Origin of the sequence: Leptotrichia buccalis C-1013-b (assembly GCF_000023905.1) — a bacterium.
Lineage (GTDB): Bacteria > Fusobacteriota > Fusobacteriia > Fusobacteriales > Leptotrichiaceae > Leptotrichia > Leptotrichia buccalis.
The window spans coordinates 1299162-1320759 of sequence record NC_013192.1 but is presented as its reverse complement, the minus strand read 5'-3'; the positions used below and the strand labels follow the sequence as shown (position 1 = coordinate 1320759).

27 protein-coding genes are annotated in these 21598 nt (G+C 27.7%); 23 read left to right on the top strand and 4 right to left on the bottom strand.

Going from position 1 to position 21598, the window contains the following annotated elements; translation table 11 throughout:
* Positions 1-13: 13 nt before the first annotated feature.
* Positions 14-391, bottom strand: a complete 378-nt coding sequence (locus tag LEBU_RS06110) for a hypothetical protein (RefSeq protein WP_015769464.1) — start codon at positions 389-391, stop codon at positions 14-16.
* Between the two features lie 160 nt (positions 392-551).
* On the opposite strand from LEBU_RS06110, the gene hisB reads away from it, so the two are divergent.
* From hisB to hisF, 11 genes are all read left to right on the top strand, one after another.
* Positions 552-1142 carry an imidazoleglycerol-phosphate dehydratase HisB gene (gene hisB, locus LEBU_RS06105; RefSeq protein WP_015769463.1) on the top strand — a complete coding sequence of 197 codons (591 nt, stop codon included), beginning with the start codon at positions 552-554 and terminating at the stop codon, positions 1140-1142.
* 90 nt (positions 1143-1232) lie between these two features.
* On the top strand, positions 1233-3518 hold the full coding sequence (locus LEBU_RS06100; RefSeq protein ID WP_015769462.1) for a phospholipase D family protein: 2286 nt from the start codon (positions 1233-1235) through the stop codon (positions 3516-3518).
* Between the two features lie 185 nt (positions 3519-3703).
* Complete coding sequence (locus tag LEBU_RS12405; protein WP_338034379.1) at positions 3704-4072, top strand: AAA family ATPase; 369 nt, start codon at positions 3704-3706, stop codon at positions 4070-4072.
* 48 nt (positions 4073-4120) lie between these two features.
* On the top strand, positions 4121-4279 hold the full coding sequence (locus tag LEBU_RS12400; RefSeq protein ID WP_338034378.1) for an AAA family ATPase: 159 nt from the start codon (positions 4121-4123) through the stop codon (positions 4277-4279).
* Between the two features lie 94 nt (positions 4280-4373).
* Entirely contained in the window at positions 4374-5117 is a 744-nt protein-coding gene (locus tag LEBU_RS12395) for a PD-(D/E)XK nuclease domain-containing protein (protein WP_338034377.1), read from the top strand.
* Between the two features lie 162 nt (positions 5118-5279).
* Positions 5280-5555: a hypothetical protein gene (locus LEBU_RS06090; protein ID WP_015769461.1), complete on the top strand. Its 276-nt coding sequence runs from the start codon at positions 5280-5282 to the stop codon at positions 5553-5555.
* 266 nt (positions 5556-5821) lie between these two features.
* Positions 5822-6451: an imidazole glycerol phosphate synthase subunit HisH gene (gene hisH / locus LEBU_RS06085; protein WP_015769460.1), complete on the top strand. Its 630-nt coding sequence runs from the start codon at positions 5822-5824 to the stop codon at positions 6449-6451.
* A gap of 85 nt (positions 6452-6536) precedes the next feature.
* Positions 6537-7391, top strand: coding sequence for a tetratricopeptide repeat protein (locus tag LEBU_RS06080; RefSeq protein WP_015769459.1), 855 nt, complete (start codon positions 6537-6539; stop codon positions 7389-7391).
* A 126-nt stretch (positions 7392-7517) separates the two neighbouring features.
* A protein-coding gene (locus tag LEBU_RS11735) for an IS5 family transposase (RefSeq protein ID WP_238974466.1) occupies positions 7518-8284 on the top strand; the annotation gives its coding sequence in 2 pieces (ribosomal slippage) (positions 7518-7842 and positions 7842-8284; 768 coding nt in all).
* A 234-nt stretch (positions 8285-8518) separates the two neighbouring features.
* Positions 8519-9235, top strand: a complete 717-nt coding sequence (gene hisA, locus LEBU_RS06065; protein WP_015769458.1) for a 1-(5-phosphoribosyl)-5-[(5-phosphoribosylamino)methylideneamino]imidazole-4-carboxamide isomerase — start codon at positions 8519-8521, stop codon at positions 9233-9235.
* Between the two features lie 70 nt (positions 9236-9305).
* A complete protein-coding gene (gene hisF / locus LEBU_RS06060; protein WP_015769457.1) occupies positions 9306-10061 on the top strand; it encodes an imidazole glycerol phosphate synthase subunit HisF in 756 nt (251 codons plus the stop codon).
* A 45-nt stretch (positions 10062-10106) separates the two neighbouring features.
* Here the strand turns inward: hisF and LEBU_RS06055 are convergent, their stop codons facing one another.
* Together LEBU_RS06055 and LEBU_RS06050 are read right to left on the bottom strand one after the other, a co-directional pair.
* The gene (locus tag LEBU_RS06055) at positions 10107-10439 is read right to left on the bottom strand and encodes a type II toxin-antitoxin system RelE/ParE family toxin (protein ID WP_015769456.1); all 333 of its coding nucleotides are present in this window, start codon (positions 10437-10439) and stop codon (positions 10107-10109) included.
* Positions 10429-10686: a type II toxin-antitoxin system Phd/YefM family antitoxin gene (locus LEBU_RS06050; protein ID WP_015769455.1), complete on the bottom strand. Its 258-nt coding sequence runs from the start codon at positions 10684-10686 to the stop codon at positions 10429-10431. The genes LEBU_RS06055 and LEBU_RS06050 overlap by 11 nt, the downstream gene beginning before the upstream one ends.
* 96 nt (positions 10687-10782) lie before the next feature.
* Here LEBU_RS06050 and LEBU_RS06045 point away from each other — a divergent pair, with 96 nt between their 5' ends.
* The 12 genes from LEBU_RS06045 to LEBU_RS05990 all read left to right on the top strand — a co-directional run bounded on the left by LEBU_RS06045 (position 10783) and on the right by LEBU_RS05990 (position 20339).
* Positions 10783-11109 (top strand): nucleotidyltransferase family protein, encoded by a 327-nt coding sequence (locus tag LEBU_RS06045; RefSeq protein WP_006804166.1) that lies wholly within the window; start codon positions 10783-10785, stop codon positions 11107-11109.
* On the top strand, positions 11102-11377 hold the full coding sequence (locus LEBU_RS06040; RefSeq protein ID WP_015769454.1) for a HepT-like ribonuclease domain-containing protein: 276 nt from the start codon (positions 11102-11104) through the stop codon (positions 11375-11377). The genes LEBU_RS06045 and LEBU_RS06040 overlap by 8 nt, the downstream gene beginning before the upstream one ends.
* A gap of 102 nt (positions 11378-11479) precedes the next feature.
* Positions 11480-12133 carry a bifunctional phosphoribosyl-AMP cyclohydrolase/phosphoribosyl-ATP diphosphatase HisIE gene (gene hisIE / locus LEBU_RS06035; RefSeq protein ID WP_015769453.1) on the top strand — a complete coding sequence of 218 codons (654 nt, stop codon included), beginning with the start codon at positions 11480-11482 and terminating at the stop codon, positions 12131-12133.
* Positions 12134-12163: 30 nt separating this feature from the next.
* Positions 12164-12586, top strand: a complete 423-nt coding sequence (locus tag LEBU_RS06030; RefSeq protein ID WP_015769452.1) for a hypothetical protein — start codon at positions 12164-12166, stop codon at positions 12584-12586.
* Between the two features lie 42 nt (positions 12587-12628).
* The gene (gene hisJ, locus LEBU_RS06025) at positions 12629-13480 is read left to right on the top strand and encodes a histidinol-phosphatase HisJ (protein WP_015769451.1); all 852 of its coding nucleotides are present in this window, start codon (positions 12629-12631) and stop codon (positions 13478-13480) included.
* Positions 13481-13566: 86 nt separating this feature from the next.
* The gene (locus LEBU_RS06020; protein ID WP_015769450.1) at positions 13567-15084 is read left to right on the top strand and encodes a bifunctional ADP-dependent NAD(P)H-hydrate dehydratase/NAD(P)H-hydrate epimerase; all 1518 of its coding nucleotides are present in this window, start codon (positions 13567-13569) and stop codon (positions 15082-15084) included.
* Positions 15085-15222: 138 nt separating this feature from the next.
* Entirely contained in the window at positions 15223-15699 is a 477-nt protein-coding gene (locus LEBU_RS06015) for a bactofilin family protein (protein WP_015769449.1), read from the top strand.
* A gap of 155 nt (positions 15700-15854) precedes the next feature.
* The gene (locus LEBU_RS06010; protein WP_015769448.1) at positions 15855-16865 is read left to right on the top strand and encodes a bifunctional riboflavin kinase/FAD synthetase; all 1011 of its coding nucleotides are present in this window, start codon (positions 15855-15857) and stop codon (positions 16863-16865) included.
* Entirely contained in the window at positions 16862-17581 is a 720-nt protein-coding gene (locus LEBU_RS06005; RefSeq protein ID WP_015769447.1) for a segregation and condensation protein A, read from the top strand. Before LEBU_RS06010 ends, LEBU_RS06005 begins: the two co-directional genes overlap by 4 nt.
* A 33-nt stretch (positions 17582-17614) precedes the next feature.
* The gene (gene murJ, locus LEBU_RS06000; RefSeq protein WP_015769446.1) at positions 17615-19138 is read left to right on the top strand and encodes a murein biosynthesis integral membrane protein MurJ; all 1524 of its coding nucleotides are present in this window, start codon (positions 17615-17617) and stop codon (positions 19136-19138) included.
* Positions 19138-19503 carry a PBECR3 domain-containing polyvalent protein gene (locus LEBU_RS05995; RefSeq protein WP_041760895.1) on the top strand — a complete coding sequence of 122 codons (366 nt, stop codon included), beginning with the start codon at positions 19138-19140 and terminating at the stop codon, positions 19501-19503. Before murJ ends, LEBU_RS05995 begins: the two co-directional genes overlap by 1 nt.
* A 503-nt stretch (positions 19504-20006) precedes the next feature.
* Positions 20007-20339 (top strand): hypothetical protein, encoded by a 333-nt coding sequence (locus LEBU_RS05990; protein ID WP_015769444.1) that lies wholly within the window; start codon positions 20007-20009, stop codon positions 20337-20339.
* A gap of 105 nt (positions 20340-20444) precedes the next feature.
* On the opposite strand, the gene LEBU_RS05985 is transcribed toward LEBU_RS05990, so the two are convergent.
* The gene (locus tag LEBU_RS05985; RefSeq protein ID WP_015769443.1) at positions 20445-21548 is read right to left on the bottom strand and encodes a tyrosine-type recombinase/integrase; all 1104 of its coding nucleotides are present in this window, start codon (positions 21546-21548) and stop codon (positions 20445-20447) included.
* Positions 21549-21598: the final 50 nt, after the last annotated feature.

Genomic DNA, 21598 nt, shown 5'->3' with positions numbered 1-21598 from the left:
AATACTGATTAGATTAGAGCCAACTTTCGTAATAATCTACAAAACCTTCTATAATTTCTTTTTTTGATGGAATATCGTATTCTTTCATCTCTATACCGTTGTTTTCTAAACTAATAATCCATATGCCGTCAATTGCAACTCCCATATCCATATCAATTTTATATTTTACTTTTTCTAATAGCGGAACATCAGAAATATTGCCTAAACAAAACAAATATCCGCACAATACACGTAGACATTCAGAACTATCATAAAAACATCTTTTTCTCTCTTCAACTGCTCTTTCAAATTCTTCATTTATTAAAGAAATTATTTGATTTTTATCAATTTTATCAAAGTCAAAACCAAATCTTTTTATAAAATTTTCAGCTCTCTCATCAGAAGTAAGCATATTTTCACCTCCTATATTTTTAATAAATTAAATTATCTACTAAATTATAACACGATTTTTAATATTTCAAAACAAATTTCTTGTTTTTTAGTCAATCTTGAAAAAGAGAAAAAAATAGATTATACTATTTATAATTAAAGGTATACGAAAGGATGAAGTTATGAGAAAATCTAAAATTGAAAGAAATACATTTGAAACAAAAATAAAAGTTGAATTAAATATTGATGGAACTGGGAAATATGAAAATAATACAGGGGTTGGATTTTTGGACCATATGCTTGACTTGTTTGCGAAGCATGGGAGATTTGATTTGAAGGTTTATTGTGATGGGGATACGCAGGTGGATGATCACCATAGTACGGAGGATATTGGAATTGCATTGGGAAAATGTTTTTATGAGGCGTTAGAGGACTTGAAGGGTGTGAGAAGGTATGGGAACTTTCTTTTGCCGATGGATGAGGCTCTGACGTTAGTTGCTGTTGATTTAAGCGGGAGATATTTTTTGAATTTTGATGTGAATATTCCGACTGAAAAAGTTGGGACTTTTGACACAGAATTGGTGGAAGAGTTTTTCATTGGCTTTACACGGCATTTGAATGCGACATTGCATATAAAGAATATGGCTGGGACAAATTCGCATCATATAATTGAGTCGATTTTTAAAGGAGTTGCTAGAGCTTTGGCAGAGGCTGTAAGTATTGATGAAAAGTATAAGGATGAGATTCCTTCGACTAAAGGGGTTTTGGTTTAATAGGAAAGAAGTTTTTAATTTATACAAGAAACAATCGAAATTCTTATTGAAAATGGAAAATGGTTAAATCAAAAGGGAGAAACTATAAATATGGAAGAAAAAGAAACGACAAATATTAATGAAAATAGTAAAGAAAAAAATACATTGTTTACTATTTTAAATCATGAAAGAGTAAATTTGACGATTGAAGAAATTTTTGACAGCAATAGGTTTTATGAGATAAAGGCAGTTACATTTTCTGCTGAGGAAAGTTTTTTAAATAAATATTTAACTCCATTTAGAAGTGTTGACTTGATTATTGGGATACAGGATACTGATGTTCAGGCAAGAGGGATAATGGCTTTAAAAAATGAAACGCGAAATCTGATTGAAAGTCAGAAACGGATTATAAAAAAGGAGCAGATTAAGTTTTTTGAGAATCTTTCGAGGGAAAATCAGGAAAATTTTGTTAAAGAGAAATGGAAATTACGAGTGCCGATAAATTCAACAATTCATAGTAAATTTTATCTTTTGAGAAATGATTCTGAAACAAGGCTGATTTTGGGGTCAGCCAATTTATCTTTTCAGGCTTTTTCAAATAAAAGAAATCAGTTTGAAAATATTATAATTTTTGACAATTCACAGTTATTCTATCAATTTGAAAAATATTTTGACGAAATAAGTTTGACTTGTACAGATTTTATTACTTCTGCAATAAAGAAAAAAGCAGAAAGTAAGATTAAAATTATGAATGAAAATATTGATAAAAATCAAGAAGAAATGTTTTCTGTAAAATTTACCAATGACGAAAGTGCGAAATTACAAATAGATATTTCAAAAGATGTCATTAAAAATTTGAATGAAGTTATCGTCAAGCAAGAAGATGAGGTTGCGTTGCCTATAATTGAAGAGATAAAGACAATTGATGAAAAACATAGAATAATTGAAAATGAGCAAAAGGAAGCTGTGGAAATTGAAAAATTTGCTTACGAATTGTCAGTCAATACTATTTCAAAACAAGCTAAAAAGAAGGAAAGTTTGATTGTAACTCCTGAAACATTTGCCAAAAAGATAAAGCCTAAATTGGAAGTCAAAATTGCTGCGAGATTAAATCAAGCAACTCCAGAAAGAGAACTGCTGTTTTCAAAAGACACGGATCGTGGTTTTGGCCGTTCGGGCTTATATATTGAAGAAAATGGCGGCACTAAACCTTTTGGACAGAAGGCTGGGAAGGAAGAAATAAAAAACTCTGTTGAAAGCATTATAAAATTAATTGATAATTACAAAAAATATGTTATTGATTACAATGATAATTACGGCTCAAGAATACTTGAGATTATTTTGTATGCCTTTACTTCGCCTTTTATTCAGGATATAAGATTTAAGCTTGAATCTGATTCTGAAAAATTGGATGTTCCTCAGTTTCTTTTTATAGGAGGGACAGCGGGTTCAGGTAAAAGTAATTTACTGCAAATATTACAAAAAATGCTGGGGCTTTCCAAATCAAAACCTATTTTATATAACAACATTATTCCAACAGGAAGAACGAAAAAAGCTGATACAATAACTCAAATTCAATTATGGATGAGTGAAAATAATGTCGCTCCAATTTTAATTGATGAAATAGACGAGGAATTTTTTTCAAATAAGGACAGAGGAAACAATCTGATTGTCAATGTTTCTAATCTTTCTACTTCCAATTATGATTTTACCCCATGCTTTATTGGAACTACAAATGCGTTGGAATATTCGTTGCCTCAACGTTCGCAAAGAAGATCCTATTATGTAAAAAATGACAAAGTTTTTGACACAGAACTCAAGAAAAAATCTGTAAAAGCATATACAGAAGTGCTTGAAATGGTTAATGATACTCTTTTTCAAGATTTTGTAATTAGATTTGCAGAAAAATTGACAGATGATAACTTGAACTGGAAAAATTATTCGCTTCATTCTTCGACAGGATTAATAGATTTTCTTTACTGGAGCCGTGAGATTTTTAAAGAATATTTTGAAATTGCTCAAATGGAAGTTCCCGCTTGGTTTCCTGAAACGAGATACGATGATACTGTAGAAAATAATCAATCTTTATGGAGAAAACTGTATGAATATAATTACAGGGATTTTAAGCCAAAAGAAGACAAATCTGTTTATTTGTTTAAATTGAAAAGTCTGGATAGTGAAGATGCTCAAAGCAATAGATACGGCACAAAAGTTCTTCCTTCAATAAAATATTTGAATGCATTGTCGCAGAAGTGTAAAAATGATAATAATTCTTCCGATATTATTGAAATAAAGATAAAAGAATTTCACGATTGGATAGGAGTGCCTGTTCCAAAAGAATTAGAACACAAAAAGACATTCTTTGACTTTTTCAAGAAGAATAAAAATGAAAAATAATATATTTTATAATAATTTTCTGAATTGCAACAGTTTAATTTTTTGATATGGTTCAATTAATAAAAAAGGAAAGAAAGGGATTAATTATGAAAGAAAAAAATATGAAAAAAAAGAAAAAAGGACTAGCAATAGGAAAATCCGATTTTAAGGAAATAATAACATGAAATGCTTATTATATTGACAAAATGAAATTTATAGAAGAAATAATAGAGGATTTATCAGAATTTAAATTATTTACAAGGCCCAGAAGATTTGGAAAAACCCTAAATTTGTCAATGCTGAAATACTTTTTTGATTTGGAAAATGCTGAAGAAAATAAAAAGTTATTTGAGAACCTGTGTATTTCTAAAAGTGAGTATATAGAACATCAGGGACAAAATCCAGTGATTTTTATAAGTATGAAAAATGCTGAAGCAGAAAGTTGGGAAGATAGCTTTTCAAATATTAAAAATCTTGTTTCAGATTTGTATGATAAAAAAGTAATTATTCTAATAAATGAATACGATACTCCCATGACAAGTGCGTGGAATGAGGGATATTATGAAAAGGCATGAAGATTTTTTAAAAGTTTTTACTCAAATGCGTTAAAGGATAATGAATATTTGCAGTTCGCTGTTGTAACTGGAATACTTAGAGTAGTAAAAGAAGGGATTTTTTCTGGACTTAATAATTTATCTGTTTACACTGTTTTAGACAGTGATTTTTCTGACTATTTTGGATTAGTGGATAATGAAGTGAAACAGGGCGTTGGAATATTATGAATTAAGTCAAAATATTGAAGAAGTTAGAAAATAGTATAACGACTATAAATTTGGTAATGTTCAAGTATACAATCCGTGGAACATTCTTAATTATTTGAAGCGAAAAGAGATTAATGTATATTGGATAAACACGTCGGATAACAGTCTTATACATTCTGCAATAGAAAATTCAGACAAAGAGCTGTTTAACGAGCTGAAAGATTTATTTAATAACGGAACGACAGAACAGACTGTTATAGCTTCCTCAAATATGGATAAGTTGAAAGATCCGCAAGAAGTATGGCAATTACTTTTGTTTGGAGGATATTTGACAGTTGAGGAAAAAGTGGCTATGAATGAATATGCCCTAAAATTGCCAAATTATGAAGTAAAAACGTTTTTTAAAGATATGTTTGTCCATAATTTGGGAGGTTCAAGCAGATTTAAAGAAATGATAAGAGCATTTAAAAATTTTGAAATTGAAAAATTTGAAGAAATTTTGAATGAAATATTTTTAGTGTCAATGAGCTATTATGATACTTCTAAAACAGAAAAACCATATCATACGTTAATTTTAGGAATGATGTTGTATCTTGACAGCGAATATACAGTTTTATCAAATAATGAAACAGGGTATGGAAGAAACGATTTGGCTTTGGAGCCGATAAATAAAAGAAATTTAGGATATATTTTTGAGTTTAAACTGGCTAAAACAGAAGAAGAACTTGAAGAGAGATCAAAAGAAGCATTGAATCAAATTGAAATTAAGAAATATCCTGTGCTTTTAAAAGAAAGAGGAGTAAAAGAAATTGTGTATATGGGAATGGCATTTTATGGGAAAAAAGTTAAAGTGGAGTGAAAAATGGTGAAAAATAATTGATTTTATGAAGCAGAAAAAAGAATGTATTTTATAGATATAAATAAAAAAATAAATTTGAAAGTTGGAGAAAATAAAGTATGGATGAGAAATTAATTAATCTTCAAATAGGAGCTTTGCTGTATGATATTGGAAAAATAAGAATTGCTAGATGTAGAAAAATATAAAGAAATTTATGATATGATAAAGTATCATTATAATGAAGAAATGGAAGAAAATAATAAATTAAATAAATTAGATGATAATTCTTTAGTATATATTGTTTATGAAGCTGATAATATAGCATCAGGGGTAGAAAGAATAAAAGAAGAAGGAGAGAAGATTATTATTTCATATAAACATATAAAATTGCCACGATACTGTAAAATAGGACTTAGAACATATTTTTTACCTTTTTGGAAAAGAAAACTGAAAATTTAAGCAAGTCTTACGCAAATAGTCAAATAACATAGCATAAAATAAGGGGTTAATTGCAGGTAGGTTTATATACTCCGAGGGGAGACGGAAACTAATATTTTAAAATTAAAATGTCTATAATAAGGCATTTTTTTTGTTTCATAAATTGCAATATGTTCATAAGATGAAAATTTATTGTTTTTTCTCAAATAACATTGTATAATGTATTTAAATAAATTATTAAAAATAACAAATGAACAAACAATAAAATAGAAAGGATTTTTTTACTTATGATAGCAGTGATTGATTATGGAGTAGGAAATCTTTTTTCCTTACTTTCTTCTTTAAACTATGTCGGACTGAATACGAAACTGACTAATGATATTGAAGAGATAAAAAATGCTAAGGGGATAATATTGCCAGGAGTCGGGGCTTTTAGAGATGCTATTGGGAATTTGGAAAAATATGGGCTAAAAGAGACTTTGATAAGTGAAGCGAAAAAAGGGAAGCCTTTTTTGGGAATTTGTCTTGGTATGCAGATGCTTTTTGAGAAAAGTTATGAATATGGTGAATATGAAGGACTTGGGCTTATAAATGGAACTGTTGAGGAGATAAAAAAATATATTCCTGAAAACTTTGATTTGAAAATACCTCATATGGGATGGAATAGTTTAATTATAAATGAGAGATTTAAGGATGATAAAATTTTAAAAGATGTAGATAATAATGAATATGTTTATTATGTTCATTCATATTTTGCAAAAACTGATATGAAAAACATTGTTACATATTCAGAGTACGGAACAAAAATACCTGGAATTGTAAAAAATGAAAATGTCTATGGAATGCAGTTTCATCCTGAAAAAAGTGGAGATACTGGATTAAAGCTATTGAAAAACTGGGGTGAATTAGTAAAATAAAAGTAAAATTGTAATTATTTTACTTAATTTATTCATTTTTAGGTTGGTTTTGATAATTTATTTTTTAATTGAGAAAGAGGTATTTATGAAGAAGATAATATTATTGATGAGTATTTTTGCAGCAGTTAATATGAATGCTAAAAGTCGAAGCGAAATGATAAGGCAGGATTTGTCAAAATTAGGAGTTTCTCAGGAAATAATAGTAAAAACAATAGAACTGGATAAAGAAATACCTAATGTAGTAAGTGAACCTGATAGGGAAAAAGTAAAAAAATTGGCATTAAAAATTGAAGAATTGCTGAAAAAGAATGAGAAGAATTTTGTATTATCAGAAAATTTGATAAATATTTATAATGCACTTGGAAAAAGTGAGGCTGAAAAATTAAATAATTTGAAACGGTATGAAAAATACAATCCTTATGAAGTGTCAAAATTATTTTTTTCAAATATGTATTATTCTAACAAAGGAGATACAGCAGCGTTTGATAAAAATTATGAAAAACTTAAAAGGGAATACCCTGATTATCTAATCACTAGAATTGCTGTAACATATACGATAGGAAGAGATGCAATCTGGAATGTTATGAAAAACGATGAAAAAGCGGCACTTGCAAGTTTAAATTCTATTATGAAGATGTGCGATGATAAAACAAAAACGGAAGAATCACGTATTTCTGATGAGCAGGCGTGGGCATACAAATTGACGATGGGATGGTTTGCGATAAGTTTTTATTTAAATGAGAATCGTACGCAGGATGCAATTGATTTTTATTATGAAAATTTTGAAGGAAAAAATAAGCCAAGTGAAGAAATATTGTACTACAACAGGTATCAAAACTGGTATATAAAATCGGAGCTGGCAAAGGCGAATAAAACTGATTTTTATAATAATAAGAAAATATTTCAAAAAAATCTGGATAAAATAAGAATGTTTGATTAGGGCGTGTCTGAAAACTCAAAATCAATGATATTTTTAATGATTATCAAATAATATACTCAAAATCAATGAGTTGAAACATTGCTCTCAGTCTGATACAATAAAAGAAAAGCACAGGAGGCTTCTATCATGCAAAGAAGATATGAAATATCAGATGAACAATGGAATAAAATAAAGCATATGTTTCCCAAAGCTAAAACAGGACGTCCAGGCAAGGATTTACGCCTGATGTTTAATGCCGTGCTATGGATTGCCTGCAGCGGTGCACCTTGGAGAGACCTTCCTGAACGTTTCGGTTCATGGAAGACGGTCTATTCTCGTTTCTGCAAATGGCGTGACGAGGGGACTCTGCTTAAAATATTTGAGCATTTAAGGGAAGATGCCGACTATGAGAACTTGAGCATTGACTCTACAGTAGTTAAAGCCCACCAGAGCAGTGCAGGAGCTAAAAAAGGGCAAAAGATTCAGAAGTGAATCAGCACATCAGGAGAAGCTCAGGTGGAAGGACAACTAAGATCCATGCAGTTGTTGATGGACTTGGAAATCCGCTGTATATAAAACTTAGTGCAGGACAGATTCACGATAGTACGCAAGCAATTAAAATATTGTCGCAGCTAAGCATAAAAGACAGCAACATACTGGCAGACAAGGCATACGGAACAAAGGAAGTTCGGGAGTACATAAGAAAACACGGGGGAGAATGTGTAATACCTCCGAAGTCAAATGCAGTAAACAAATGGGAATGCGATTACCATATCTACAAGGAAAGACATCTTGTGGAATGTTTTTTCAATAAGTTTAAACAGTTCCGCAGAATAGGGACACGCTATGATAAGCTGGCAAGCACATTCATAAATTTTATTTATATAGGATGCATAATAATTTTAATAAAATAAATTTAAGTAATCATTAAAAATATCATTGATTTTGAGTTTTCAGACACGCCCTAATATTTTGAGATTTTTTATCAAAGTTAGAATTCGAGTATGGTTATTGGAGCAGATATTCCAAACATGTGGATTTTTCCTTTGTATTTTGTAATGACCTAACTTTTTTGAAAAATTTTGGAGTACATAAAAAAATAGAGTTATAAAATAAAAAAGTATATAATATTTGAAGGAGATTAAATTATGATAGAGATTTTTCCAGCGATAGACTTACATAACGGTCAGGCAGTGCGACTGAAACAGGGAGATTATAATCAAGTGGAAGTGTTTTTTAAAAATCCTGTTGAAGTTTTGGATTTCTTTAATAAAAATAATTCAAAAAATCTTCATATTGTGGATTTGGATGGAGCAAAAGATGGAAATACAAAAAATTATGAAGTTATAAAAGAACTGGTTGAAAAAAGTGATTTCTTTGTTCAAGTTGGCGGTGGAATTCGTGACGAAGAAAGAATAAAAAAATATATTGAGTTGGGAGTAAACCGTGTTATTTTGGGAACGATTGCAGTTGAAAATGAAGAATTTTTAAAAGAAATGGTAAAAAAATATGGCGATAAAATTGCAGTTTCTGTAGATGCAAAAGATGAAAAAGTTGCTGTAAAAGGGTGGACACAAACAGTTGAATTAAATTCAGTTGAATTTTGCAAAAAATTATCGGATATAAATGTAAAAACAATAATTTATACTGACATTTCAAAAGATGGAATGCTAAATGGAACAAATCTTGAAATTTATAAAAAATTATCAAAAATAGTAAAATCGGATATTATAGCTTCTGGCGGAATTACATTTTTAGATGAAATAAAAGAACTTAATGAAAATGGAGTTTATGGAGCGATTGTTGGAAAAGCAATCTATTCAGGAAATCTTGATTTGAAAGAAGTGTTGGAAGTTAGTAAATAATATTTTAAAAATCGTTTAAATGAAATTGCAAATGTTAGATATTGTATATTAAAAGAAAGTAGGTATAAAAATGCTTGCAAAGAGAATTGTTCCCTGTTTGGATGTGAGAAATGGAAAAGTTGTGAAAGGTATTAATTTTACTGGGATAAGAGAAGTTGACAGTCCTGTAGAGCTGGCAAAATTTTATAATAAGTCAGGAGCAGATGAGCTTGTTTTTTATGATATTACAGCAACTGTTGAGGAAAGAGGGCTTTTTACTGATATTTTAAAGGAAGTGGCAAGTCAGATATTTATTCCGCTTACTGTTGGCGGTGGGATAAATACACTAGATGATTTTGACAGAGTGCTAAAAGCGGGGGCAGATAAAGTGAGTGTCAATTCAGGTGCAATAAGAAATCCGAAATTAATTGAGGAAGCTGCAAAAAAATATGGAGATCAGTGTGTAGTTTTGTCCGTTGATGTAAAAAGAGTAGACGGTAAATTTAAAGTTTTTGCAAAAGGTGGCAGAGAAAATACTGGAATTGACGCGATTGAATGGTTTGTGCAAGGGCAGGAAAATGGTGCTGGAGAAGTTGTTGTGAACAGTATTGATACAGATGGCGTTAAAACTGGCTTTGATTTAGAATTATTGTCAATCTTATCTAAAAAATTATCAATTCCGATAATTGCATCAGGTGGAGCTGGAAATATGGAACATTTTAAGGAATTATTTAAAATCCCAGGAATTGATGCAGGACTAGCAGCTTCGATTTTTCATTTTAAGGAAGTGGAAATTATGGAGCTGAAAAGGTATTTGAGGGATAATGGAGTGGAAATGAGGATTTGATAATTGTAGTTGAAATAATAAAAAGAGAGACTAAAAAATCTCTCGTTAGTTTTCATTTTTTAAAATATTATCAGTATCTCTATGGCTAAAAATGATACGCAAAATAATTATACTTTTTAAATTATCATTTACAGAATAATATAAAACGTAGTTGCTAATCAATTTTTTTCTAATAATAATAGATTCAGATAAAAATTTATTTATAACTTTTGGACAACTGTTTGGAAATAATTGAATATTACTAATAGCTTCTTGAAATTTATTAATAAAAGAAAATGCAGCTGTTGGATTGCCTAAATCTATTTTGATGTAATGAAGAATTTGTTCTAAATCATTTTTAGCACTTTTAGTAAATTGATAAGAATATTTAGATTCCATATTTACCTCTTAATTCATTAATAGTATTTTTGCCGTCTAAAATATTGTTATTTTGAACATCTTTTATTCCATCAAGCAGAAGTTTTGCTTCTTCAATTTCACGCATAGTTCGTTCATAATATTCAATATCCATTACAACTAGGCGTCCATAACCATTTTTAGTTATAAATACAGGTCCTTGTTCTTCGGAACAGTATTTTTCAATTTCAACAGTATTTTTTAAATCACGAATAGGAATAATTTTCATAGTAATACACTCCTTTACATATTATTTATACCTATATTATACCATAAATTATGTCACAATAAAACTAAATTTTGAATTTTTAGAAAGGACAAAAAGATGAATATAAGAAAAGAAGAGATTTTAAAAAAACTAAAAGAGATTAATAAAGAGAAATATTCGATTTTAAAATTAGGTCTTTTTGGAAGTTTTTCAAAAAATATTAATACAAATGATAGTGATATTGATATTCTTGTAAAAATGGAATTTAAGAAAGGGATGTATCAGAATTTTTGTAGTTTACATAAAAAACTAGAAGAAATTTTTCAAAAAAAAGTAGATTTAGTTGATGAAAGTATGTTTGAATATAAATTTAAAAATCCGAAAGTTCAGAAATACAAAGATGATATAAAGGAAGAAATTTTGCGGAGTGTAATTTATGTGTAAAAAAGGAAGAAGAAATATATTACAATTTACTTATGATATTGAAGAATGTATTGATGTAATACAAGAAGAAACTTCGGAAATTTCATTTGAAGAGTTTATTAATGATAGGAAGACAATTGGTTATATAGAAAGACAGTTAGAAAAAATAGGTGAAGCTATTTCACAGATTCAAAAATTAGATAAAAATATTTTAATAGAGACTTTTTCAAATTATTCTTATTGGGAAAATATAAAAGGAATGAGAAACAGACTTATTCATGAATATTAGGGAACAAGTTTAGAAATGCTTTATGAAGTTTCTGTTTTTGAAATGGAAGATTTGTTAAAGTATATTTACATATTAAGAGAAAAATTAGAAAAGAGGTAAAAAATGAATATAGAACAAATAAAATTTGACGAAAAAGGGCTTGTTCCCGCAATAATACAAGATTATTATACAAAAGAAGTGCTGACTCTTGCGTATATGAATAAAGAAAGTCTAGAAATAACTTTGAGAGATAAAAAAACTTGTTTTTATAGCAGAAGTAGACAGGAATTATGGTTAAAAGGAGAAACTTCGGGAAATTATCAGAATGTTGTTTCGGTAAAATATGATTGTGATTCCGATTCTTTGCTTGTGGAAGTAAAAAAGGAAGGCCCTGCTTGTCATACTGGCTCTGAAAGCTGTTTTTTCAATTCTTTATTTGAAGCAGAGGATTATAGTAATTTTAGTCCTGAGAAACTTTATAATTTGATAAAAGATAGAAAGATTAATCCTGAAGAAAAATCATATACAAGTTATCTTTTTGAAAAAGGGCTTGACAAAATTCTGAAAAAAGTTGGCGAGGAATGTACAGAAGTTATTATTGGGGCTAAAAATAATGATAATGATGAATTGAGATATGAAATTGCAGATTTATATTATCATACTTTGGTTTTAATGATTGAACAGGGGCTTACAATACAGGATATAAAAGAAGAGTTAGCTAAAAGGCATATTATTGACCATAAAGTTAAACAGGAAAAAATGGGTGGAGAAAAGTAAAAAAATATTTGTTTAAAAAGGATATTTAATATGGAAAATAAAAATCATTTAAAAGAAATCATAGATTTTGACAAAAGTGTAAAAAAAACTGAAAAAAGTTTAATTTTTAATGATGAATTTTTTAAAGAATGTCAAATAGTGAAATATCGTTTTCTTTTTGAAGAATATGATATTTTATATTTTAAATTTGGAACATGTTGTAAAAATTGGAGATGTGATATTTTCTTTATTGAAAAATTAAATTTTTCCGATAAATATCAGTATCAGTGGCATTCAGCTTTCAAATTTGTATTAAATGATATAGACGGATATGAAAATATGCTAACACTTTCAAAATATGACAAAAAAATTCGTTTAGTATTTGATACTCATACAAGAGCAGAGTTTCAAGATATTACAATTACGTATAGTTTTGATGAATTAATAGATGGACTTTATTTAAGTGATAATTAAGTCACTTAATACAGGATATCACAATATGAGGAGCTGATAAAAATGAAAACTAAAAAAACAATTTTCCCATCAAATCTTCACGCCCATACATTTTACTGCGACGGTAAAAACAATGCTGAAGATTATATTTTAACTGCAATAGAGAAAGGATTTACAAGTGTCGGACTTTCGGGGCATTCTTTTACAGCATTTGATACAGAACCGTGCATGACGGAACAAGGTACACAGGAATATTTGAAGGAATTAAAAGAACTAAAAGAAAAATACAAAAATAAAATGCAGGTTTATATTGGAATCGAAGCTGATTTTTATACTGGATATAACAGGGAAACTGATAAGGAAATGGGACTTGATTTTAGGATTGGATCTGTTCATTATGTGAAAGATAGGGAAAAAGACGAGTATTACTGTGTTGATAACACGCCTGAGATTTTGAAATATGGGATAAAAAATTATGCAGATGAAGACGAAAGGGCATTTATTGAAGCATATTTTGATAATATTGTGGAAATGGTACATACTCAAAAGCCTGATATTATTGGGCATTTGGATTTAGTTAGAAAATTTAACAAAGATTTGAAATATTTTGATGAAAATACTGACTGGTACAAAAAGAAAGTAGAATATGTACTGGATGAAATAGCAAAAACTGATGCGATTATTGAAATTAATACTGGTGGAATGTCAAGAGGATGGACACAAACTCCTTATCCGAGTGTTCCAATACTGGAAAGAATTTTAGCTAAAAATATTCCGATTACAATTTCTTCTGATGCACATGAAACTAAAAATATTGATTTTTATTTTGAAGAAAGTCTCGAAATTGCTAGAAAAGCTGGATTTAAGAGTGTGAAAATTTTGGATGGTGGAGAGTTTAGAGATTTTGAAATTTGATTTTAAAAAATTTTTATTGAAAGATTGAAAAAGATTGAATTGTACAGCGTTTTTTACAAAATTAAAATAAAAAAGAGGCGATAAAAATGTTGTTAGGTGGAAATGAAACTACAAGAAAAATTGACAGTTTTGCGATAAATGAACTAAAAATTCCAAGTATTGTACTTATGGAAAATGCTGCTATTTCTTTTGTAAAACATATTGATGAAAATGAAAATAATTTTCTTATCATTTGTGGTAAAGGGAATAACGGTGGTGATGGCTATGCGATTGCACGGCAATTATTTTCAAAAAATAAGAATGTTAAAATTTTTTGTATAAGCAATGAAAATATGAGTCATGACTGCTTTGTAAATTATGAAATTTGTAAAAATATGGGAATTGAGATATTTTATAAAATAGAGGAATTGGATAAACTGCTTTTAGAATGTGATGTTGTAATAGAAGGTATTTTTGGAACAGGGTTAAATTCTGAAATAAAAGGAGAGTATTGTGAAATTATTGAAAAAATTAATTTTTTGAATAAAAATAAAATTACTTATTCCATTGACATTCCATCTGGAATTAATGGCGATACTGGAGAAATTATGGGAATTTCAGTTAAAGCTGATATTACAATTTCATTTGTTACATACAAAAAAGGATTTTTAAAATCAGATATAAAAAATTATTTGGGAAAAGTAGTTATTGAAAATATTGGATTAAATGAAAATAAAATTAGTCATATTGTCAATGACTATTATTTAACACCAGAAATGATAAAAAAATTTTATATTGAAAGAAATGATAATTCTCACAAGGGAGATTTTGGAAAAGTATTAATTTTTGCTGGAAGCAGTGGATTTTATGGAGCTGGAAATATTGTGGCAAAATCTTGTGTGAGAAGCGGAGCTGGACTTACAACTGTAATTACAGATAAAAATAATTTTTCACTTAATGTATTTGTTCCCGAAGCTATGAGCTTTCCTGTAAATTTTGAAAATATAGAAGAAAATTTTGAAAAACTGGAAAATGAAATTTTAAACAGTGATGTTATTGCCATTGGGCCTGGAATTGGAAAAAGTTATAAGGCATTGAAAATTTTTGAAAAATTAATCAGTTTTGAAAAAAACTATAAAGGAAATAATATAAAACTTGTACTGGATGCAGATGCGTTAAATTTATTATCAGAAAATAGAGAACTTTTTGATAAAATAAAAAATAGGAGTGTTTTAACTCCACATTTAGTAGAATTTTCAAGATTGACAGGAGTTTCTCCAGAAGAAATTAATAAAAATAAATTTGAAATAGCAAAAGAATTTTCTCAAAGATACGGAATAACTTTGCTTTTAAAAGGGAAAAATACAATTATCACAAATGGCGAAAAAATCTTTGTAAACAGTACAGGAAATTCTCATATGGCAAATGGAGGAATGGGAGACTGCCTGACTGGAATTATATGTTCGCTTGTGGGACAAAAATATAATTTGTTGGAATCAGCTGTTATTGGAGCATATTTGCATGGTAAAATTGCTGATGAGTTATTAAAGAAACAGTATGTAATCAATGCTTCACACATTATTGAAAATATTTCTAAATATATTCTTAAAATTTTTTTAAATTAGAATAATAAAAAATAAAAAAATTTGAAGTTTGATAAGATTTTTTTAATAAAAAATTTGAAAAAATCAGAAAAATGTAGTACAATAATATTATAAAAAAATAAATTATTTATTATATTAATTAAGAAAGGAATAAAACAAATGGCATTATTTTCTAGTAATAAAGAAAAAAGAGAAAATGAGGATAAATTAAGCAAACAATTTTCTGTAAATAATGAAGAAAATGTAAATGGAATTAGTACAATTTCAATGGAAACAACAATAACAGGAACTATTGAATCAAATTCTGTATTCAAAATGGAAGGTGTCCTAAATGGAGATATTAATGGGAATAAACTTGTGCACGTTGGAAAAACAGGGAAAGTAAATGGAAATATTACTGCTGAAACAGTAGTTATTGATGGAGAAGTTTCAGGAGAAGTTGCGGCAGACAAAGTTGAAATAGGGAATACAGGAAAAGTATATGCTACAATAACTTCAGCTGTATTTGTAATCCAAGAAGGCGGTCTATTTGAAGGGACTAAAAAAATAAAAGTGGCTCTTATAAAAGAAAAAGAAACAAAACCAAAGGCTTTTGATAAAGAAAAGTTAGAAAAAAAAGAAAATAAGGAATTATAAAAATTTCAAATATTAAAAATAGTTTTATAGTCATAGGCTCTAAATTAATGTATGAGTTTATGACTATTTTACTATACATTAAATTGAAATTATGATAAAATCTAAAGTAAGTGTAAGTGAAAGTAAATAAATTAGATAAAAAGGAACGAAATTTAATGAAATTTATTACAAAAAATTTATCGGAAATAAAGGATATTATTGAATATAATAAGAGTTTGAAATTTACTGATTATGATAAAAATATCGAAGAAATAGGACGGTCGAAAAATATTGTAATTTTGGGAAATTTTGACGGAATTCATAAAGGACATAAAATTATTTTAGAAAAGGCTGTTAAAAAAGCTAAAGAAAAAAATTTGAAAACGATAGTTTATACTTTTAGTGAATATCCTAAAAATCGTCAAAATAAAATAACTACCTGTTCTGAAAAGGCTTATTTATTAAATGAAAATAAAATTGACTATCTTTATTTGGAAGAGTTTGAAAAAGTTAGGAATTACTCGCCTGAAGAATTTGTAGAAAAAGTTATTGTGAATATTTTGAATGCAAGCGAAGTTTATTGCGGCTTCAATTTTACTTTTGGAAAAAAAAAGTCTGGAAATGTTATTATGCTTGAAAAACTTTTGAAGGAAAAAAACATAAAATTAAATATTCAGGAACCTGTTTTGGATGAAAACAATGAAATTATAAGCAGCACAAGAATCAGAAAATATATAGAAAATACAAATTTTACAAAAGTGAAAGAACTTTTAGGACATAATCTTATTATTTTGGGAAAAGTTATTTATGGAAAACAGCTAGGACGAGTTATCGGATTTCCTACAGCAAATTTACGTTTTGAAAGTAAAGTTTATCCTGAATTTGGAGTTTATGGAGTAAAGATTTATATCGAAAATGACGAAAAAGTTTATAATGGAGTAATGAATATTGGTAGAAATCCTACAGTTGATATTGGTGTGTTAAGTGTTGAGACAAACATTTTTAATTTTAATGAAGATATTTACGGAAAAGTTATTTTAATTGAAGTTTTGGAAAATATTCGTCCCGAAAAAAAATTTAATTCTGTCGAAGAATTAAAAACACAAATAGGAAATGATGTAAATTACTGGAAACAAAAAATTTCATATTGGCGTAAAAAATATCAAAGGGAAACAGACGCAATATGAACACAATAAAAATAAAAACAGAAAATTTTGAAGGGCCTTTAGATTTACTCATTCATCTAATTGAAAAAAAGAAAATGGATATTAATGCGATAAATATTTCACAAATAATAGATGATTATTTAAACTATATTCATTCACAAAAAGAATTAAATTTAAAAATAAAAGTTGAATTTTTGATAATGGCGACTGATTTAATTGAGATTAAAGCATATTCAGTATTAAATAGAGATAAAAAAATTGAAAAAATAGAAAATCTTGAAAAAAAAATAATTGAATATCGGTTATTTAAAGAAATTTCTGAATTATTTTCAAAATATGAAAATCCGTACAATATTTCCTATACAAGAACAGGAACAAAAAGTATAGAAAATGAAATTGAATACGATATTTCGAGCTTAACTCTAGATAATTTATTTAAAAGTCTAAAAAATTTAATCAATTCAAATAAAAAAAATAAACCTGAAGAGCAAATGCTCTTAAATTTAGAAAAAGATACTTATTCGACAGAAGATGCTTATAAAGAAATTTCTGAAATTATAACAGCTAATAATGAAATAGAATTTAATCGCCTGTTAAAAAATAAATTTTCAAAAGTCAGAATAGTAACATTATTTCTCTGCATTCTCGATATGTTTAAAAACGGAGAAATTGATATAATTGTTGAAAATGATACTTTTTTTATAAAAAAATACACTAATAATAATAAAACAAACTAAACTAAAAAAAGTAGTTAGAAAGGAAATTAATTAATGTTTAAATCTAGTTTTATAGTAATGGTAATAAATATGTTGAGCCGTATTTTAGGACTTGTGAGGGAAATGATTATTGGAAGCGTTTTTGGAGCGACAGGAATGACAGATGCATATTTCAGTGCTACAAAAATTCCTAATTTTTTTACAACGTTATTTGGAGAAGGTTCACTCGGTACGGTTTTTATCCCGATTTATAATCGTGGAATTGAAGAATCTGGAAAAGAAAGGACAGATGAATTTGTATTTTCAGTGCTAAATTTAATAGTGGCTTTTACGTCAACAATGTCAATTCTTATGATTCTGTTTTCAAGACAAATTTTAAAAGTAACAACAGGATTTGCAGATCCTGAAAGATTTGAAACTGCCAATATTCTTTTAAAGATAGTTGCTTTTTATTTTTTATTCATTGCACTTTCTGGAGTCGTGTCATCATTATTAAATAATTATAAAAAATTTGCAATAGCAGCATCAATGGGAATTGTATTTAATTTGACAATTATAATTGGAACATTGCTTTTGAAAAATAAAATGGGAATTTATGGACTTGGGATAGCTTATCTTTTGTCAGGTGTTTTTCAATTAGGAATGATGCTTCCACAATTTTTTCAAATAATGAAAACTTATAAATTTAACTTTAATTTAAAAGATGAATACGTACAAGAAATGTTCAAATTAATGATTCCAACATTAATTGGAATTTTTGGCTATCAAATAAATGAAATTATAGATAACCGTTTTGCGACAATGCTTCCAGCAGGAACAGCCAGCGCCTTAAATTATGCTAGCCGACTATATTTATTGCCAATTGGAGTTTTTGCCATTTCACTGGCAGTTGTAATTTTTCCAACATTGTCAAAAGCAGTAGTAAAAAATAGAATGAAAACTGTAAGAAAAGTAATTCATCAAGGACTATACATGTTAGCATTTTTAATAATTCCGTCTTCAGTAATTTTATTTGGCTATGCACAGGAAATTGTAACATTAATTTACAAACGTGGACACTTTACCGACAAAAGTGTCATTCTTACGGCTGAAACATTACAATTTTATGCAATCGGACTGCTATTTTTCTCAACAATACATCTTCTTACAAGAAGCCATTATGTATTCAAGGACAGAACTTTACCAGTAATTTCATCATTTACAGCAATCGGAATTAACATTCTTTTGGACTGGCTATTGTACAAGCAATACCGTCATGTCGGATTAACATTCGCAACTTCTTTTTCCGCAATGATAAATTTCCTTATATTATACATATCACTAACAACAAGATATGTACGATTACGGAATTTCAAATACATTGTAATACTGGGAATAACATTTGTTATTTCAGGAATTTCTTTTTATCTTTCAAAATTAGTAAAATTAAATTTGCTTGGAAGATTCAATATTGCAATAAATTTAGCAGTTTTTGCCGCAATTTATTTTATAATTTGGTTCATTTTAATATCTATTTTTAGAAAAGATATAATTGAGCGAATATTAAGAAAAACTATAAAAAAAGGTAGAAATAGATGATTATAAAAGAAAAGACGAGATATACAAAAACAGGCAAAAGAATCGAAGTTTATGAGTTTAAAGCAAAACTTCACCAGAAAGTTGTAATGAGTAAATCCCAGTTTGAAAAACATATTTTTCCAAAGCATCCTGAAATATCACTGGAAATTATAAAAGAAGTTTTGGAAAATCCAGATTTTGTAACAAAGCAGTCAAAATCCCGAAAGGAACATTTTTATCAGAAAAAAATCGGAAAGCTAAATTATTTTGTAGTAATTTCCCAGCATAAAAATGTAAAAAATTTAAGATTCGTATTAACAGCCTTTATGGCAAAAGACACAAATTTTTTAAAAGAAAAAAATATACACTACAGATATAAAAAATAAAAAAGATCCAGAAAAAAATCATCGAAATAGAAAGCATATAAGAGCCTAAAATTAACTTAGCCATACTTTTTATCGTCGATGATTTTTATTTGCTTAAAAAGCTTAATTTCAAGAATTTATAAAAATAACATATTTTTTATCTTATTTATTTAATTTTTATTATTATATAAATATTTTTTTGATTTATGTGAACCATAAATCAATTTTTTGTGACTAGATATTATAAAATAAGGTCTGTGATGTGTTTTTTAAATTTAAAAAGTTCTATAAAAGTTCTATTTTTATTAATTTTTTTCAAAAATTTTTCCTGTTTAAAATACTAATTTTGCTTTATATTTATAGTATAGCACTTAAATTTTAATAATTCAACTATTAATTTTATCTTTTGTATTGCAAACAGTTAAATCTAAATTTTTTTATATAGCTATTCTTTTTTTCAAAAATATAAGTTATAATTGTATTGGAATAAAAAATAATAGATTATATAGAAAGGAGGGATTAAAATGAAAAAAATATTACTTTTATTAGCGATGATATTTTGTTCACTTATAATAGGAGCAGAAGAAATTAGAGAAGGATATTGTGAAGGAAGAGGAGAAATTTTGGAAAAAGATTTTGATTATCCAGATTTGTCAATTGTAACTACATATGATACATGTGTTATTAATGATGTAGAATACAGTAATATTAAAGTTGAGAGAATTTTAAGATCTTATAATGAAAACGCTACATTAGGTATAAGAGAAAATTATCCTGGCAATAGCGATTATTGTGTAGTTGAAAATGATGAGGGGGATGGGTTACAAATTTATCATAGCAATGCTGGATGTGAATAAAATAAAAAATGGGGCTCTTTCTTATTTACTGACCCCAATATAACAGAGGATTGATTTCTGTAGGAAAACAGGAGTTAATCCTTTTAATTTTACTACAAAATTTTTTTAATTATTAGTATTTAATTTTTTCATAAGCTGTTTATTAGCATCTTTATACAAATGAGAATAAGTATTTATCGTAGTTTGTAAATTGTCATGTCCAAGACGTTTACTGATGGCAGTGATGTCAGCTTGGATAAATAATAAATACGATGCATGTGAATGTCTAAAATCATGAAGCCTTATTTTTTCAACTTCAGCTTGGATACTGCATTTTTCCAAAATATAACGTAATTGAGATTTTTTTAAATTAAATATTCTTTCTGATTTTGAAATTTTTTGTTTTTCAAATTTAGAAAAATATAATTTTAAATCTAAAATAAGATTTTCAGGCAAAATTACTTTTCTTACTGAGCCTAAAGTTTTTGGAGTGGTTATATAATCTTTTTTATTTATATGAGAAATCGTTTTGTTTACATCTATAAATTTTTCCTTCAAATTAATGTCATCAAATGTAAGTGCCAAGACTTCTCCAATTCGTAATCCAGTCCAAAATAAAATTTTAAATATAATAATCGCATCAGTATATTTACCATTTTTTTCTTTATTTTTTATTTCAAGTAAATTTATAAATTTATTAAAATCATCTACTGACCAGATTTTCATTTCAGAACGATTTTTTTTGCTTCCAAATGCCCCTAAATTTTTACACGGATTCTCATTTAGTCCCTGATATTTAGCAGCCCAGTTAAACATACTTTTTAAAGCTGCATAAATATTAGCTTTTGAATTTTCGCTAAATAATTTCCCATTTTCATTTTTCTTTTCCAGCATTTCATTTTGCCATTCCCGAATCATATAGGAATTGATTTTGCTAATTTCAATATTATCGAAAAAAGGTAATATGTGCAGCCTGAAAAAAGTTTCCACAGTATTAATGGCGGTAGGTTTATGTCTTTTTTTATAGTCTTCAAAATAAAGCTCATAAAGCGAATTAAATGACATGTTTACAGATTTTGAAATTTTTTTCTTAAATTCATATTCATATTCTTGAGCTTCCTTTTTTTTCTTAAATCCAGTTTTTTTATATTTTTTATTCACACCTTTATAATCTTTAGCATAAAACATTGCATACCACGTTTTTTTGTCAGCGTTATAATAAACAGGCATTTTTAAATTTCTCCTTACTATGTAAATCGTTTTAAAATTATTTTGTTATA